The sequence below is a fragment of the Collinsella sp. AM13-34 genome, assembly GCF_003473055.1.
Classification (GTDB): Bacteria; Actinomycetota; Coriobacteriia; order Coriobacteriales; family Coriobacteriaceae; genus Collinsella.
In genome coordinates this window covers 26768-44453 of record NZ_QRLE01000011.1, presented here as the reverse complement: position 1 = coordinate 44453, position 17686 = coordinate 26768, and the positions used below count along the sequence as shown (strand labels likewise).

Genomic DNA, 17686 nt, shown 5'->3' with positions numbered 1-17686 from the left:
AAAGCTGGAAAGCTAGGTGGAAAGCTGGAAAGTAAGTGGAAAGTTGACATGTAGGTGCGGGCTGAAGAGGGGTTAATAATTACACAAACCATACCAGCCAAACAAAAAGATACCAATCTGGTTGGTAAAACACCGTCAATGAGCCGCGAGCTAACTAGCTGCGTAAATAAAACCTAAAGAACTGTTGCAAATTAATGGCAAATGCCCAGATGCCGCCGTGCGATTTTCAATTAACTGTTACGCGCAAACAGCAAAATGCTACTATCTAACATGCACGTAAGAAAGCAGATTAACGGTTAAGGCTAAGAAGTGGCAGGTATGTCGGAAGCAACAAGGACTCGCACGCATGCGCCCGAGGTTAGGCAGCGCGCCGTCGAGGTCCTCCAAGAGGGGGTCGGTCATCGCGCCCTCGCCGCGGAGCTCGGCATTCCCCAGGCCACGGCTCGTCAGTGGGCCCGCGCATATGCCGTGGGCGGTGCCGACGCCGTTCTCAACGCCGGTTCGCATCATCACACCTATTCGTACGAAGTTAAGCTCGCCGTGGTCAAGGACCGCTTGGAAAACGGCTTAACGGTTCGCGAGGCCATGATCAAGCACAAGATTCCTAGCGAGTCTTCGGTCAAGGCTTGGTGCCGTCAGTACCGCGAGAGCGGTGAGTCCGCACTGGTCGATAAGCCGCGCGGTCGCAAGCCGCGCGTTAAAAAGGCGGAATAGCAAACGGGATGGTGCACCCACAGGGGCGCATTTTTCTTGCCGCCCCTCTGCTCCAATGCGGGCGTGCCCTTACCCCGTACGCCTAAAACTCCCCAGTTGACCGAAAACCCGCCGCCGCTACTCCTCAATTGAGCTATAACGTTAAACAATTGCAGCGTTTTAGCATGGGGGAGTGATGGTATGACGCTACTGTATTTCCTTACCCTGTTTCCGCTGGTACCGGCGCTGGGCATGCTGCTCGCGCGCGGTGACCGCGCCCGCGATGCGGCGGGGCTCATAGGCTCCGGCATTATTATGGCGGTGACAGTTGTAGTCGCCGTCATGTTTTTTGGCACGGGTCCGCAGAGCTTTGAGGTTGCCCCCGGCACCTCGCATGTGCTCTCGATCATCAGTTCCGTTATCGACGTCATCCTGTGCGCTGTCATCCTGTACAACGCGTACAAATATAGGAACGCGCTCACCACGGTGCTCGGCATAGTCCAGCTGGTGGGCTCGCTCGCCTTTGCAGCCATGACGCTGCCCGCGGCCGAAGCCGTCACGGCAACGCCACTCTACCTGGACTACATGAGCGTGATCATGGTCCTCGCCGTCGGCATTGTCGGCAGCCTTATCTGCGTGTATGCCCTGGGCTACATGAAGGACTTCCAGGCCCATGACGAGCACGAGGCCGCGCTGCGCGGGCAGACCGCGCCCGACCGTCGCCCGCAGTTCCTGGCGCTCATGTTCCTGTTCCTCTCGGCCATGTTCGTCATCGTGACGAGCGACAACCTTGAGTGGCTGTTCTGCGGCTGGGAAATCACCACCGTGTGTTCGTTCCTTATGATTGGCTACACGCGTACGCCCGAGGCCATCAAGAACGCCTTTACCCAAATCATCCTCAACATGCTGGGCGGCATCGCGTTTTTGGCCGGACTTATGTATCTGCACGTTAACGGCATGCCGCTGACCATCTCGGGCATGATCGAGCTTTCCGGCACCGGAACCGCGCAGTCCGCGCTGCTGGTGATGCCGGTCATCCTGTTGTCGCTCGCCGCGCTCACCAAGGCCGCACAGATGCCGTTCCACACTTGGCTGTTGGGTGCCATGGTTGCACCCACTCCCACGAGCGCCCTGCTGCACTCGTCAACCATGGTCAAAGCCGGCGTGTTCCTGATGGTCAAGCTGAGCCCACTCTATGCCATCTACCCCGTGACCGGCTTTATGGTCACGAGTGTGGGTGCCATCACGTTTTTGCTCGCTGCACTCATGGCCATCTCGCAGAGCAACGCCAAACGCGTGCTCGCGTACTCCACCATTTCCAACTTGGGCCTCATCAGTGCCTGCTTGGGTGTCGGCGCGCCCGAGGCCGTATGGGCGGCCATCTTCCTGATCTTGTTCCACACGGTGGCCAAGTCGCTGCTGTTCCTGTGCGTGGGCACGGCCGAGCATCATATCGGCAGCCGCAATATCGAGGACATGGACGGCATGTTCAGCCGCATGCCGCACCTGACGCGTCTGATGATGCTGGGCATTATGGGCATGTTTGTGGCGCCGTTTGGCATGCTCGTGTCCAAGTGGGGCGCCCTGGTGGCGTTTGCGCAGACCGGCAACGTGCTCATGATCATGGTGCTTGCCTTTGGCTCGGCCGCGACGTTTTACTTCTGGGGCAAGTGGCTTGCCAAGCTTTCGGGCGTCGACCCCACGGCTCAAAACGTTGAGGTCAATGTCCACAAGACCGAATGGATGGCCCTCAACACCATCGCCGCGCTGCTGATTCTGTGCTGCGTGGCGTTCCCGGTTATCTCGAGCGGCCTGGTGTCGCCTTACTTGGCCATGGTGTTTGGCCGCGTGCCGTACGTTATTGGCAAGGACGCCATGTATCTGATGGTGGTTATCGTGGCTTTTATCGCCGTGGTGCTGCTGACGTCATTCCGCGTGAGCAACAAACCGCACGTCAACGTGTACCTTTCGGGCGTGGGAACCGACAAATATCGCCATTTCCGCGGCTCGATGGGACACGAGGTGAAGGCCGAAAAGCGCAATTGGTACTCGGAGGACGCCCTTGGCGAGAAGCGTATTGGCCCCGCGGGTAGCGTCGTATGCTGCAGCATTATCTTGTTTGCGCTGCTGTGTTGCGCATGGATTGGGCCCGAGCGGCTTGCCATGAGCGCGCCCTCGGTGCTGCGCGGCAAGTATTTCGAAGGTTCGGGCGTCGTGGGCATCTTTATTGGCACCGTGGCGTTTGCCTTGCTGGCGCCGCTTGCGGGCGGCTTGATCGACGGCATCGACCGCAAACTTTCGGCTCGCATGCAGGGCCGCGTGGGCCCGCGCCTGCTGCAGCCCTTCTACGACGTTGCCAAGCTGCTGCACAAGGCCCCTGCCAGCGTAAACACCATGGACGATACCTATATGGCGTGCGCGCTCATCTTTACCGTCGTGGGCGGCGGCATCTTTGTGTCGGGCTCCAACACGCTGCTGTGCGCTTTTATGGTTACGCTCGCCGCGATCTTTGTGGTGCTGGCGTCCGCCTCGACGCAAAGCCCGTTTGCCCAGGTCGGTGCCGACCGCGAGTTGCTGCAGGTCATGAGCTACGAGCCCGCCGTTTTGCTGATGAGCGTGGGCCTGTACCTTGCCACCGATAGCTTTGATTCCATCGCCGTGACCGGACAGTCGGCGCCCATCATCGTGTACAGCGCGCCCATTTTCTTGGCGCTGCTTGCGGTGCTCACCATCAAGCTACGCAAGTCGCCGTTCGACCTTTCGTACTCGCATCACGCGCATCAGGAGATTGTCCAGGGCGTCGCCACCGAGATGAGCGGCGGCACGCTGGCCAAGATGACCCTTATGCACTGGTGTGAGACCGTGCTGTTTTTGATGTGGGTGGGCATGTTCTTTGTTTGGGACAACCCGGTGAGCTGGGTCGTAGCCCTGGTCGTGATGGCCGCGACGTATTTTGTCGAGGTGCTGATCGACAACACCTTCGCACGCAGCACCTGGCGCAGCTGCTTTAAGCTCGGCTGGGGCGTGGCGCTGGTGTTTGGCCTGCTCAACCTTATGCCCATCCTCGTCGACGTGTTTATTTAGGAGGCGGCATCCATGGATCATAAAATGTCGCGCTCGCCGTGGGTTATTCATTACGACGGCTCGAGCTGCAACGGATGCGATATCGAGGTGCTGGCCTCGCTCACGCCGCTGTTCGATGCGGAGCGCTTTGGCGTGGTCAACACCGGCAACCCCAAGCATGCGGATATCTTTTTGGTGACGGGGTCGGTCAATGCCCAGAACCTGCCCGTCGTGCGTCAGATTTACAACCAGATGCTCGAGCCCAAGTGCGTGGTGGCCTGCGGTATCTGCGCATGCTCGGGCGGCGTATTCCGCGATGCCTATAACGTGATCGGTGGCGTGGACCGCGCGATTCCCGTGGACGTGTACGCGCCCGGATGCGCCATTCGCCCCGAGACCGTGATCGATGCCATCGTGGAGGCGTGCGGCATCCTGGACCAGAAGGAGGCCGTGATGCGTGCCGGCGGCGACCCGCTTACCGTAGGCGGCGCTGCTACCTGGGATGGTGGCGTTGAGCTGGGCGAGGACGGGTTTGTGGCTGCTGCGGGTGCCGGGGCCGGTGTCGACGCAGGCACGGCTGACGGTGCGCCCGCCGCTGCAAAGGAGGCCGAGTAATGCAAAAGGCTATCTATACCACCGTTGGGATCGACGAGCTCCTGTCGCATGTCCAGGCGCTCAAGGGCGTCGGCGCGCGCTTTGTGCAGATGCACGCCGAGCGCAACGTCGACGACGGCACGTATCGTCTGGTCTATACGTTTATCAACGTTCATGCTGCTCAGGAGCATATTGCGCAGGACGGCAGCTATGCGATTGAGAACCTGGTAGTCGAGGGAATCGACCGGTACCAGGAGATTCCGTCCATCAGCTCGTATTATCCGGCGGTATTCCCGTTTGAAAATGAGGTCCACGACCTATTCGGTCTTGCCATCACCGATATACAGATCGACTTTAAGGGCTTTTTCTACCAGGTCTCGACCGCTGAACCCATGAGCGTTATCACGCCCGAGGTGAAGGCCGCGCGCGAGAAGGCCATGAAGGTCCGCGCGGCCGCCGAGGCCAAGGCGCGCAAGGCCGCGGCCGAAAAGGCCGCCGCTGCTGCGGCTGCTGCAGGGGAGGGTGCTGCGAGCGCTGCTGCCGCCCAGCCCGCAGCGGCTGCCGGCTCCGATGCTCAGCATGACGAGGCTGCCGCCAAGGCCGCGCTCAAGGCTGCCGAGATGGAGGCAAAGCTCGCCGCCATGGATCCCGAGAAAGCGGCCAAGGTCCGCGCGGCGCTTGCCGCCAAGGCCGTCCGCGACAAGCAGAAAAAGGAGGCGTAAGGTCCATGGCTCATCGCTCCGTAATTCCGTTTGGCCCGCAGCACCCGGTGCTGCCCGAGCCGCTTCATCTGGACCTGGTAATCGAGGACGACCGCGTCATCGAGGCAATTCCGCAGATCGGCTTTGTGCACCGCGGACTCGAGAAGCTCACCGAAAAGCGCGACATGCATCAGTTTGGCTACATCGCCGAGCGCATCTGCGGCATTTGCGCCGTGGGCCACAGCTGCGGCTATGCCAGCGCCTGCGAACGCATGCTTGACATCGAGGTGCCCGGCCGCGTGCAGTATATCCGCACCATTCTGCACGAGCTCTCGCGTATTCACTCGCATTTGCTGTGGCTGGGCCTGCTCGCCGATGCCTTTGGCTTTGAGGCGCTGTTCTATCGTTCGTGGACGCTGCGCGAGCAGATTCTCAAGATCTTTGAGAGCACGTGCGGCGGTCGCGTGATCCTGTCGATTAACGAGATCGGCGGCCTTAAGCACGATATCGAGGATTCCGAGCTGGCGGGCATTGTCCAGACGCTCGATGCCATGCGTCCTGACTACGATGCCCTGGTGCATACGTTTTTGGACGACGACAGCTGCGGCGAGCGCCTGCATGGCGTGGGCGTGATCAGCAAGAAGGACGCACTGGAGCTTTCGATGGTCGGCCCGTTCGGTCGCGCCTCGGGCGTGAACTACGACGTGCGCATGTTTGGCGACGGTGCCTATGCGGATTTGGCCGCGTTTGAGCCCATCGTGGCAACCGACGGCGACTGCTATGCCCGCTGCCAGGTGCGTTGCGCCGAGGTCACGCAGGCCATGGATATCATCAAGGAGCTTGTCGGTAAGATTCCACACGACGGCATCGGCGGGCGCACCAAGCTTACGCCGGCCGACGGCGCGCGCGGCGAAGTTGTGATTGAGCAGCCGCGCGGCGAGGCGTACTACTATGTACGCGGCAACGGCACCAAGAACCTGGACCGTTTTCGCGTGCGAACGCCGACGTCGCAAAACCTGGCGGGTCTGACACATGCGCTGCAGGGCGTGCTCCTTGCCAACGTGCCCATGATTATCCTGACCATCGACCCCTGCATTAGCTGCACGGAAAGGTAGGCGCGGCATGAGTTTGCTGACATTTGCCAAGACGGCCTTGGGTTCTATGGTCAAGCAGCCGGTCACGGTGTGCTATCCGCAGGAGAAACTGACGGCGCCCGAGCGCCTGCGCGGGCATATTGTCAATGACATGGACGTGTGCATCTGCTGCGGCATGTGCGCTCGGCGTTGTCCGGCGGGCGCACTCGCGGTCGATCGCAAAGGCGGCACCTGGTCGATTGACCCGTACGCCTGCGTGGTGTGCGGCGAGTGCATCGAAAGCTGCCCCAAACACTGCCTGACTATGGATACCGCCCGTACCCCAGTCGCAGCGGATAAGACTCCCACGGTAGAAACCAAGCCGGAATAGCGCGAAGACGGGGCCGGTGGGGCATAAATGCCCCACCGGCCCCGAGCTTAAACGCGCGAGCGAGCCGCCGCGAACAAAACTATGCCGGATTACGGGGCTGGATGGCGAACCTCCGACCATATAGAAAATCGCAAAAACAAAACCGCAGGTAGATAGCCTGCCGTTTTTCAAAAAATGAAGGTATGGATGAGGGCCCCGACTTTAGCTCCGTAATCCGGCATAGTTTTGAAATGGCACCATATCCGTAACAGCTCTTGATCTCCCATGGACGGAGGAAAGCGGATCATTTTTGCCTTGCGAAGGCTGCTGCGTGATCCGGCCGCCACGAAATCGGCCCATTTACTACGTTTAGGCGGCAGCCCTCGACCACGGCAAGCAATGCGAAATGAAAACCGCAGGTAGAACGCCTGCGGTTTTTCATGAAACGCGGCTATGGTCAGGGGTATCGGGTCAAACGTAGTAGATGGGCCGATTTCGTGGTGGGCGCTGTCAGCCGATCTCCGTGGGCGGAAGAAAACGGATCATTTTGGTCTCGCGAGGTTTGCGGAGGCACTCGTGCAGGGCCGTCGCGAATAAAACTATGTCGGTTTACTACGATGAATTCGGCATTCCCGACCATGACTGCATTTTTCTAAATATTGCAAGCGTTCTACCTGCGGTTTTGGAAGCGCGCAATTTGCCGTGGTCGAAGGTGGTCGATTCATCGTAGTAAACCGGCATAGTTTTGAAATGGCATTAAATCGGTAGCAGCCATTTTGCTATGCCGGGGCGATCGGTCTTCGGGTAATTACCCTCGCAGGTAGGCGATGGCGATCTGCGTGCGGTTGCGTAGGCCCATTTTGGCTAGGATTGAGCTGATGTGGTTGCGTACGGTGCCTTCGCCCATATAAGCTGTGGCGGCAATCTCCTTGTTGTCGAGACCGCGGGCGATGAGCTCGGCGACTTCGAATTCGCGGTCGGTCAGGCCGGCAAAGGCCGCGGGCCGGCGGAGCGTGCCCGACTCGACGCCCGTTCCGTCAAAATCGATGTCCTCGATTGCCTTGCCCTCGAGTACGCGCTTACCGTCCATAACCTGCGCCAACGCCGGTGGAATGGCGGCGACATCGGTTTTAATCAGGTAGCCGCGGGCGCCCAGCTTGAGCGCCGACACAATGTACTCGTCATCCGAGAACGTCGTCAGAAATACCACGCGCGCCGCAGGGTCGCGCTCAAGGATCTCGCGCGCGGCCGAAAGGCCATCGCGTCCCGGCATCTGGATGTCGAGCAGCGCGATGTCGGGCGAGTGCTCGGCGTAGAGCGCGACCGCGTCGTCGCCGTTGGCGCCGGTGCCCACTACCTCGATCTGCGTCTGGGCGCCCAGGATAATCTTGAGCGAATCGACCACCAAACGGTCGTCGTCGACAACAATGAGCCTCATCGGCCCTCATCTCCTTGCTGTTTGGGAACGGTGGCAAACACGCGCCAGCCGCCGACGCCGGCGCGCGGGCCGGCGGTGAAGGTGCCGCCAAGCGCCTCGACGCGCTCGCGCATGGAGCCGAGCCCCATGCCCTCGGCGACGCCGCGACCGCCCGTCTGGGTCCCGCCCACGCCGTCGTCGGTAACGATGAGCTGGTAAAACGACGGATGTTCCATGCATCGTACAGTGACGGTCTGGGCGCAAGCGTGGCGCATGGTGTTGGATAGCGCCTCGCGCAGGACCGCCGCAAAGCAGTTGGCGACATTTGCGGGCGCATGCTCGGCCAAAACTTCAAGCTCAATCTGCGGGCCGCCATCCGAGCGTGCGCCTTCGACAATGCGTTCGAGCTGCACGGAAAGGTCGACGGCGTTGTCGTTGAGCGCATGGACGCTGGCGCGTACGAGCTGGAGCGCCTCGTCAACCGTGCGTTTGACGTCGGCGAAATCGACGGCGACGCCGGGCTCGTCGGCGTGGACCACGCGCAGGGCTTCGGCCTGCAGCGAGGCGCGCGTGAGCTGATGCCCGACGTTATCGTGGATCTCGCGCGCGATACGGGCGCGTTCGGCGAGCGTCGCGAGCTCGATTTCGTAGTCCTGGCGGTCGGCGAGGTCGCGGTTGCGTGCCTCGAGTGCCAGGGCGCGTTCTTGCAGCTTGTCGCGGGTGCGACGCATGCGTTTCTGTTCGCGCTCCAGCTGCGCGGTGCGCAGCGACAGCAACGTGGCAGCGATCGAAAGGATGGCGGTTAGCAACAGCGTTCGGGTGGTGAGCACGCCGCCACGAAGGTCCGCGACGAGCGCAAAGACAAAGGCGACGCCAATGCCCAACGCGACCCAAACGCGTTCACGGCGCACGCGCCGCGCGATGTCATAGAGGGCGAGGGGCGCAAACGGCACAAACGGCGGCACGAAGACAGCCGCGATGATGTAAGCGTAACTCGCGGCCTCGCTGGCGCGCTCTCCCTGCGCGAGCTCGGCCAGTGAGGTGGCGATAACGCCAAGGCAAAACGCCGCGACCAGGCGAGCATCCACAGCAAGGCCCAGAGCGGCTGCGATACAGCACGCCAGCACGATCGATTTGTCGAAAAGCCTGTTCATACGGGTATTGTACGCGAAGCCGCGCGTGGTGGAGGGACCGCCTGCGCAACTGTGACATTCCTCCCGCGCGGCAAAGCGGCGTCGATCGCTCGCGCGAGCGGGGGTTTCGCCTCTGCCCCCTCGCACTCGTGACAAAGCTCACTGGTGCGCGCCGTCCGCTCCTGCGATGATGCAATCGTACCGGGCCACGACCAACAGAAGGGCCGCCTCATGACAGATATCGTCCACGTCGAAAACCTCGTCAAGCGCTACGACGATCTTATCGCGCTCGACCACTTTAACCTGAGTATTGCCCCTGGCGAGATCTTTGGCCTGCTGGGCCCCAACGGCTCGGGCAAGACCACGTCCATCAACTGCATCCTGCAGCTGCTCGCCTACGACAAAGGCACCATCGAGCTGTTCGGCGAGCGCATGACGCCCGCCCGCTACGACCTCAAGCGCCGCATCGGTGTGGTGCCGCAGCAGGTGGCGGTGTTCGACGAGCTCACCGTGCGCGAGAACATCGACTATTTCTGCAGTCTCTACGTCAACGACCGCAAGCGCCGCCGCGCGCTGGTGGACGAGGCGATCGACTTTGTCGGCCTGGGCGACTTTACCAAGTTCCGCCCCGGCAAGCTCTCGGGCGGCCTGGCGCGTCGTCTCAACATTGCCTGCGGCATCGCGCACAAGCCCGAGCTCATCTTTTTTGACGAACCCACGGTGGCGGTCGACCCGCAAAGCCGCAACGCCATCCTGGAGGGCATCTGCCGCCTGCGCGACGAGGGCGCCACGGTGGTGTATACCAGCCATTACATGGAGGAAGTCGAGCAGATCTGCAGCCGCATCATGATCATGGACGGCGGCCGCGTGCTGGCGCAGGGCACCAACGACGAGCTCAAGCGCATGATTCAGATGGGTGAGAAGATTGTAATCGAGGTCGGCGAGGTTCCGAGTGCGGCGCTCGGTGCCGTCGCAAGCCTGCCGCACGTTCTGGACCTTTCGGCAACGGCGGGACAGCTCACGTTTTCGTGCGAAGCGAGCCCGCACAACCTGACGGACATTCTCGATGCGCTGCGCTCGCATGACGTGCCGCTCGGCCGCATCTATTCCGAACCGCCGACCCTCAACGACGTGTTCCTCGAGATCACCGGCCGCGAGCTGCGCGACTAGGGGGCGGCCATGTTCAACACCATCATCACCACGGTCAAGACGCTGCTGCGCCGGCCGAGCACGTGGGTCTGGGGCGCTCTCTTTCCTATCGCGCTTTCCACGATGTTCATGTTTATGTTTGCGAACCTCAGCTCCGACGGCACGGTCGACCCGGTGCCGGTTGCCGTCGTGGCGGACGAGGCCTGGGATGCCTCGACCTTTAAGGATGTGGCGGCTTCGCTTGCCAAGGCAGGCGACGACCAGCTGCTCGATGTGAGCGAGTACGAAGACTTGGCTGCCGCGAACCGTGCGCTCAAGGCCGGCGAAGTCGCGGGCGTCTACACGGTCGATGCCGCGGGCGCGCCCAAGCTTACGTTGCTTTCGAGCTACGATAGCTCGCGCGCCAGTACGGCGCTCACCGACCGCAGCATCCTGGAGACGGTGGCGAGCTCGTATACGCAAAATGCCGAGCTCATGCGCCAGATTGCCCAAGACAACCCGGCGGCGCTCGCCGACCCGGAGGCGGTTGCGCGCGCCCTGTCGCTCGAGGGCGGAACCCGCCGCGTGAGCCTGACGCGCACCACGCCCGACGGCACGACCATTTACTACTACGCGCTCTTTGGTCTGGTCGCGATGATGTCTGCCGAGTTTGCCGCTTTGAGCGTCGTCGATTTGCAGCCCAATCTGTCGGGCCTTGGTGCGCGCCGCTGCGTGGGCGGCCTTTCCAAGACAGCGTCGCTGGCCGGCATCTTTGTCGGCTCGTGGCTGGTCTCATTTGCCTCGATGGCGGTCGCGATTGGCTACGTGCGCCTAGTCGTTGGCGTCGACTTTGGCGGGCGCGAGGGGCTGTGTCTGGTGGGCGGTGCTGCATCCGCGCTTGCCGCCACGGGCCTGGGGCTCTTTGTGGGCACGCTTCCCGTTAAGGGCGGCAAGGCGTCCAAGTCCGGTATCCTCACGGGCTTCGCTACCACGTGCGCCCTGTTCGCCGGACTCTACGGCGAGCCGGCGATGGCGCTTGCCGACGATGTCGCCCGCGCCTGCCCGGCCGAGCGCTGGCTCAACCCCGTCAAGCTCATCTGCGACATGTTCAACCGCCTGTATTTCTTTGAGGATCTGGGGCCCTTCGCCGTCCGCGCCGGCGCGCTCGTCCTGATGACCCTGGTGTTTGTCGTCGCCGCTACGCTGATCTTTGGAAGGAGCCGCTATGAGCACCTTTAAGACCGCGCTTCGCATGGCGCTCGCGCACCCGTTATACCTGCTCATCTATACGGTGTTCATCTCGCTCATGGGCGTATTCATCGCGGCCTCGGTGAGCTGGAACTCGTCGCAGCTTACCGAGTACAAGCCCTACGACACCAATGTGATCGTGGTCGACCGCGACAATAGCGACCTTTCGCGGGCGCTTACCAAGCACCTAGGCTCACGCTTTGACCTGGTCACGGGCGTTGGTGACGACATGTACGACCTTGCGGATGCGCTCGCCAAGAGTAACAGCGCCAAGGGCAGCGCCGATTGCGTGTTCTTTATCCCGGAGGGGTTTGAGGACGATCTTGTTGCAGCCGCGCGTGCGGGGGAAGACCTGCCCAAGCTCGATGTGACGTACGGCTCCGGCACCATGGCGGCAGCGCTTTCGTCTGCCGAGGCCTCGCGGTGGGTCTCGCTCGCGGGTACTGCGGCGGCACTTGAGCCAGCTGCTTCCGACGGCGATGTCGCCAAGGCCGCCGAGCATGCTGCCGCAAAGCGTGCGGAGGTCCAGATCGAGCAGGTCAAGGTTGACTCGACTGCCGCCGCTACACTCGAGTCGTACTTCAACTTTGGCGCGTATGCGATCATCTCGTCGGTCATCGTGTCGGTGGGGCTGGTGTTCTCGGGCATGAACGAGCCCGAGCGCGTGCGCCGCATGGAGGCCGGTCCGCTCTCCGAGCGCCAGCGTTCGCTTGCCGTGTTCGCGGCCGCCGCCGTGCTCACTGTCTGTATCTGGTTTGTGTCGAGCATGATGGGCGTCGTGGGCTTTGCCGGCGCGGTCGCCGAGGTCGGCGTGGGCCGTGTGTGCCTGGCGCTGGCGGCAACGTTTGCCCTGGCGTGCACGCCGCTGGCCGTTGGCTTTGCCCTTTCGAGCCTGGGCGCGCGCGAAGAGCTGCTCAACGGTGTGGGCAACCTGCTTGGCTTGCTCATGACGTTTTTGGGCGGCGCCTGGATGCCGCTTTCGATGATGGGCTCGGCCGTGCAGACGGTGGCGCACTTTGTGCCGACGTTTTGGGTGAACGACGCGATCGGCAAGGCGCTTGCCTCTGATTTGACGTCTACCGTGCTGGGCGACATCGCCTGCGACCTGGGCGTCACGGTGCTCTTTGCCGCCGCCATCGCCGCCGTAGGCCTGGCTCTCGCACACGCCAAATCCCGCGCCTAGCCACCTAGCCATTGGGGACAGTCTTTGCCGATTCGCCGGCAGGGCTGGCAGGGACTGTCCCAATATGTCGGCACTTGGGGACGCTCCTTTCCTGCCGGCACTCATTGGGGACAGACTTAAATGAGCGATTTCACTCATTTAAGTCTGTCCCCAATGAGTAGGTTGGAAAAAAGCCGCGCACGTCGCTTAAAAATAGTTCGCCCGGGTTTACTATTAGCCTAGAAAGTAGCAGGTGGCTAACAACGGGGGATAAGATGGCGGCAAAGCGAGCCTACGTCCAGGTCAGCGGGCTTAAGAAACACTACGGCGACGGCGATGCACGCCTGACGGTGCTCGATGGCATCGATACGTCCATCAATCGCGGCGAGATCTGCGTCATGCTGGGGCCCTCGGGCTCGGGCAAGTCGACCTTTCTCAACCTGATCGGCGGCCTGGAGGATGCCGACGGCGGCTCCATCATGGTGGACGGCTGCGATCTCACGGCGCTCAAGCCCGCCGATCTGGGCGAGTACCGACGCCGCGAGCTGGGCTTTGTCTTCCAGTTCTACAACCTGGTGCCCGACCTTACCATCAAGGAAAACATCGAGGTCACGGCGCACCTGTCCAAAAAACCGCTCGACGTCGACGGTCTGCTGCGTTCGCTGGGCCTCTACGAGCACCGCAACAAGTTTCCGCGCCAGGTCTCGGGCGGCCAGCAGCAGCGCTGCGCCATCGGCCGTGCGCTCGTCAAAAATCCGGGCCTGCTGCTGTGCGACGAGCCCACGGGCGCGCTCGACTACAAGACATCCAAGGAAATCCTGCAGCTCATGGAGGACGTCAACCGCACCTACGGCTGCACCATCATCATCGTCACCCACAACGCCGCCATCGCGCGCATGGCCAATCGCGTGCTGCGCCTGCGCGACGGGCGCATCGTCGAGGACGAGCTCAGCGAGTCGCCCGTCGCGGCCGCCGAGCTCGATTGGTAGGCGGCGCCATGACACCTCTCGCAAAACGACTCCCGCGCGAGCTGCGCCGCAATATCGGCAAGTACCTGGGCATCTTTTTGCTTATGTGCGGGAGCATCGCTCTCACCTCGGGCTTTTTGCTCGCGGCGCATTCCATCGGTTGCCTTATCGACGACATGCGCGATGCGTACACGATTGAGGACGGCCGCGTGACCACCTCCTTCGAGGCTACCGACGACCAGCTCAAGGCAGCCGAGGATGCAGCCGACGACGTCGGCGGCGTCACGCTCTACAAGAACTTCTCCATCGACGCCATCATCAAAAAGACCGCCGGCGACGATGGCACCAAGCGCACGCTGCGCACCTACGCGCACCGCGCTAAGGTGGACATTGCGTCCTACTGTGAGGGCAAGGAACCCAAGGCAGAAGACGAGGTTGCCATCGACCGCGTTTTTGCCACCAACAACGACCTCGCCGTGGGCGATAAGGTCGAGCTTGAGGGCCGCACCTACACCATCTGCGGCATCATGACCCAGCCCGATAGCCAGGCGCTGTTCCTCGACAATTCGGACTTTACGGTGAACACCATCACGTACGGCGTGGCCGAGGTCACCGACGCCGGCTTTGCCGCGCTCGAGGATGCCGGTGGTGCACCTGCCTACACCTACTCCTTTGCCTTTACCGATCGCGACCTCCCCACCGCGGATCGCATCGATGCGGAGCAGGATATGGTCGAGGCGCTGACCGATGCCGATGCGCGCGTGGACGATCTGATCGACGCCGATTCCAACCAGGGTATTGGCTACGCGCGCGACGACGTAGACGGCGACTCCATGATGTGGATGACGCTGCTCGACATTATCATCGTGATCATGGCGTTTGTCTTTGTGGTCCTTACCGACGCCACCATCGAGGAGGAGAGCGCCATCATCGGCACGCTGCTCGCCAGCGGCTATCGTCGACGCGAGATCGTGCTGCACTACCTGGCGCTTCCCGCCATCGTGGGCGTGCTCGCGGCGCTTTTGGGCACCGCGCTCGGCGTCGCGTTCTTTACCGAGCCCATGCGCGGCCTCTATTACGGTTCGTACAGCCTGCCTCCCTTCCAGGTGTACTGGAGCTGGGAGATTTTTGTGAAGTGCGCCGTGGTTCCCGCTGCCGCGCTCATCCTCATCACGCTGGTGGGCCTGCTTCGCAAGATGGGCAAGACGCCGTTGCAGTTCCTTCGTCACGAGGCGAGCGGCAAATCGGGCACCAAGCGCGGCTTGCAGCTGCCGGAGCGCATGGGCTTTGTCTCGCGCTTCCGCCTTCGTATCTTCCTGCGCAACCTAGGCAACTTCGCCACGCTCTTCGTGGGCATTGCGTTTGCCTCGCTGCTGCTGCTCTTTGGCCTGGCGATTCTGCCCACGATGACGCATTACGCCGACAACCTGGAGACAAGCCTGGTCGCCGAGCACCAGTACACGCTCAAGGCTCCGCTGGAGCTCGAGGGCACTGCCGAGGAGCGCGAGCAGTGGTCGGCACTCGAGCGCTTGCAGTCGGTTGACGGCGCGCTGCTCTCCGCCGCCCAAGATGCCAGCGACGAGCTCGATGACGCGGCCGATGCGGCGCAGGCGGCAGCCGATGCCGCGACCAGCGTTCCGTCTGCCGAGACCCTGGCCGCGGCGCAGGACGCGCTCGCCAAGGTCCAGGACAAGAAAGATGTGCTTTATGCGCGCCTCGATGACCTTGCCGATGCCCTCGGCTGCAACCGCGACGAGGGCATCGACCTGATCGACAAGGCCTCTAAGATCGACACTGACAACGACGATATCCACCCGGTCAATTCGACCGACAACGGCGCGGGCGCAATCGCGCAGGCCGAGAAATATGCCGTCTACCAGCTGCAATACGACCGCGGCGATGGTAATGGCGAGGAGACGATTTCCGTCTACGGCATCTCGCCCGATTCGCGCTACTGGAAGGGCCTCAACATCGGCGACGGACACGTCGTCTTTGGCGGCGGCCTGCTCGACAAGTTTGGCTGGAGCGAGGGCCAGAAGGTCGAGCTTCGCGACAAGTACGAGGCTCGGGATTATTCCCTTGAGTACGCGGGCAAGGGCTGCTCCTGGGGCTCAAAGTCGGACATGAATATCTATATGAGCATCGATGACTTTAACGAGCTGTTCGACAACGATGCCGCCTACTTCAACGGCTATGTGAGCAACGAGAAGCTCGACCTCGACGCGCGCTACTTTGCCGGCGACACCACGCCCGACGACATGCGCGCCGTGGGCGACCAGTTTATCGGCATGATGAGCAAAATGATCGGCATGATGGTCGGGCTCGCGGTGTTTATCTTCCTGCTGTTTATGTACCTGCTGACCAAGGCGGTGATCGACCACAGCGCCCGTTCGATCAGCTACATGAAAGTCTTTGGCTATCGCGATAGCGAGATCTCGCATCTGTACATCCGCTCGATCACGCTGTGCGTGGCGGTGTCACTCGTGCTGAGCCTGCCCGTGATCATTGGCTCGCTGACCGCGATTTTCCGCTCGATGCTGCTCGCCTACAACGGCAATATCGAGATCTACGTGCCCGCTTGGTCCATGGCTGCATGCGTCGGCATCGGCTTTGCGACCTACCTGGTCGTGGCGCTGCTACACACGCGCTCCATCAAGCGCGTCAGCCTGGCCGAAGCCCTCAAGGTGCAGGAGTAGTCATCGGGGACAGTCTTTGCCGATTCGCCGGCCGGGCGGCAAGCACTCATTTAAGTCTGTCCCCAATGAGTGGCTGTGCTTGACTTCGACCCTACTTTAACGGGTACCATCCTCTATGTCTGTAACGCCATATAGACCGAGGGGATAGATCTATGACCGCAACTGCACCCGCAGCGCCCGCTAAGGTGTACTTTACCAACCTGCGCACGCATGCTCGCGAGAGCCAGCTCGACAAACTCAAACGCCTCATTCGCCGCGCCGGCATTGAGCAGATCGACTTCGAGAACAAGTTCGTCGCTATCAAGATTCACTTTGGCGAGCTGGGCAATCTGAGCTTTTTGCGCCCCAACTACGCCCGCGCCGTTGCAGACGTCGTGAAGGAGCTGGGCGGCAAACCCTTTCTCACCGACTGCAACACGCTCTATGTCGGCAGCCGCAAAAACGCGCTCGAGCACATTGACACCGCTTATCAGAACGGCTTTACCCCGTATGCTACGGGTTGCCAGATCATCATCGCCGACGGCCTCAAGGGCACCGACGAGGCGCTCGTTCCGGTCGAGGGCGGCGAGTACGTGCGCGAGGCAAAGATCGGCCAGGCACTCATGGACGCCGACATCGTGATTAGCCTCACCCACTTTAAGGGCCATGAGCAGGCCGGCTTTGGCGGTGCCATGAAGAACCTGGGTATGGGCGGCGGTAGCCGTGCCGGCAAGATGGAGCAGCACGCCGCTGGCAAGCCGAGCGTCGATACCACCAACTGCGTTGGCTGCCGTGCCTGCGAGAAGATATGCGCGCACAGCGCCATCACGTTTGACGGTACGCGTGAGCGCGAGCTTGCCAACGGCAGCACTCGCACGGTTCACGTGGCTGCCATCGACCACGATCGCTGCGTGGGCTGCGGACGCTGCATTGCGGCGTGCAACCAGGACTGCATCAAGCCCGACTATGATGCCGCGGCCGACGTACTCAACTACAAGATCGCTGAGTACACCAAGGCCATCGTCGACGGCCGCCCGAGCTTCCACATCTCGCTCGCCATGGACATCAGCCCCAACTGCGACTGCCATCCCGAGAATGACACGCCCATCGTCAACGACATCGGCATGTTCGCGAGCTTCGACCCGGTCGCCATCGACCAGGCCTGCGCCGACGCCGTCCTGGCGTCCGAGCCGCTGCCTAACACCGAGCTTACCGACAGCGCGGCCAAGATGGAGCATAATCACGAGCATCTGGAGGGCGAGCAGGCCAAGGATCCCTTCTGCATCACGCATCCCGACACCGACTGGCGCGCGTGCATCGCGCATGCCGAGAAGATCGGCCTGGGCACGAGCAAGTACGAGCTCATCGAGGTCAAGTAGCACCTAACCATTGGACATATCAAGCGCTTTTGTAGTGCAACGTTAGTAAAAGCCGCCCGCGAGCACAGTGCCCACGGGCGGC

Annotated in this window: 14 protein-coding genes; 12 read left to right on the top strand and 2 right to left on the bottom strand. The window is 61.8% G+C overall.

The window, feature by feature from the left end; translation table 11 throughout:
• Positions 1-318 precede the first annotated feature (318 nt).
• From DW151_RS06030 to DW151_RS06005, 6 genes are all read left to right on the top strand, one after another.
• Positions 319-714 (top strand): helix-turn-helix domain-containing protein, encoded by a 396-nt coding sequence (locus DW151_RS06030; RefSeq protein ID WP_117564058.1) that lies wholly within the window; start codon positions 319-321, stop codon positions 712-714.
• Positions 715-894: 180 nt separating this feature from the next.
• Entirely contained in the window at positions 895-3777 is a 2883-nt protein-coding gene (locus DW151_RS06025; RefSeq protein ID WP_118334907.1) for a proton-conducting transporter membrane subunit, read from the top strand.
• Positions 3778-3789: 12 nt separating this feature from the next.
• Positions 3790-4371 carry an NADH-quinone oxidoreductase subunit B family protein gene (locus DW151_RS06020; RefSeq protein ID WP_117655435.1) on the top strand — a complete coding sequence of 194 codons (582 nt, stop codon included), beginning with the start codon at positions 3790-3792 and terminating at the stop codon, positions 4369-4371.
• Positions 4371-5072, top strand: a complete 702-nt coding sequence (locus DW151_RS06015; protein ID WP_118334905.1) for an NADH-quinone oxidoreductase subunit C — start codon at positions 4371-4373, stop codon at positions 5070-5072. Before DW151_RS06020 ends, DW151_RS06015 begins: the two co-directional genes overlap by 1 nt.
• A gap of 5 nt (positions 5073-5077) precedes the next feature.
• Positions 5078-6166: a nickel-dependent hydrogenase large subunit gene (locus DW151_RS06010; protein ID WP_117803504.1), complete on the top strand. Its 1089-nt coding sequence runs from the start codon at positions 5078-5080 to the stop codon at positions 6164-6166.
• A 7-nt stretch (positions 6167-6173) separates the two neighbouring features.
• Entirely contained in the window at positions 6174-6515 is a 342-nt protein-coding gene (locus DW151_RS06005) for a 4Fe-4S dicluster domain-containing protein (RefSeq protein WP_117648239.1), read from the top strand.
• Between the two features lie 787 nt (positions 6516-7302).
• Here the strand turns inward: DW151_RS06005 and DW151_RS06000 are convergent.
• Together DW151_RS06000 and DW151_RS05995 are read right to left on the bottom strand one after the other, a co-directional pair.
• Positions 7303-7932, bottom strand: a complete 630-nt coding sequence (locus tag DW151_RS06000; protein WP_118334904.1) for a response regulator transcription factor — start codon at positions 7930-7932, stop codon at positions 7303-7305.
• A complete protein-coding gene (locus DW151_RS05995; protein WP_118334902.1) occupies positions 7929-9065 on the bottom strand; it encodes a sensor histidine kinase in 1137 nt (378 codons plus the stop codon). Before DW151_RS05995 ends, DW151_RS06000 begins: the two co-directional genes overlap by 4 nt.
• Before the next feature lie 210 nt (positions 9066-9275).
• Between DW151_RS05995 and DW151_RS05990 the strand changes: the two genes are divergently transcribed.
• The 6 genes from DW151_RS05990 to DW151_RS05965 all read left to right on the top strand — a co-directional run bounded on the left by DW151_RS05990 (position 9276) and on the right by DW151_RS05965 (position 17604).
• Positions 9276-10214: an ABC transporter ATP-binding protein gene (locus tag DW151_RS05990; RefSeq protein WP_055251488.1), complete on the top strand. Its 939-nt coding sequence runs from the start codon at positions 9276-9278 to the stop codon at positions 10212-10214.
• Positions 10215-10223: 9 nt separating this feature from the next.
• On the top strand, positions 10224-11411 hold the full coding sequence (locus tag DW151_RS05985; RefSeq protein WP_118334901.1) for an ABC transporter permease: 1188 nt from the start codon (positions 10224-10226) through the stop codon (positions 11409-11411).
• The gene (locus DW151_RS05980) at positions 11398-12603 is read left to right on the top strand and encodes an ABC transporter permease (protein ID WP_118334899.1); all 1206 of its coding nucleotides are present in this window, start codon (positions 11398-11400) and stop codon (positions 12601-12603) included. The genes DW151_RS05985 and DW151_RS05980 overlap by 14 nt, the downstream gene beginning before the upstream one ends.
• Positions 12604-12857: 254 nt before the next feature.
• Complete coding sequence (locus tag DW151_RS05975; protein WP_117842996.1) at positions 12858-13571, top strand: ABC transporter ATP-binding protein; 714 nt, start codon at positions 12858-12860, stop codon at positions 13569-13571.
• A gap of 8 nt (positions 13572-13579) precedes the next feature.
• Positions 13580-16246, top strand: a complete 2667-nt coding sequence (locus DW151_RS05970; RefSeq protein WP_118334898.1) for an ABC transporter permease — start codon at positions 13580-13582, stop codon at positions 16244-16246.
• Between the two features lie 152 nt (positions 16247-16398).
• The gene (locus DW151_RS05965; protein WP_118334896.1) at positions 16399-17604 is read left to right on the top strand and encodes a DUF362 domain-containing protein; all 1206 of its coding nucleotides are present in this window, start codon (positions 16399-16401) and stop codon (positions 17602-17604) included.
• Positions 17605-17686: the final 82 nt, after the last annotated feature.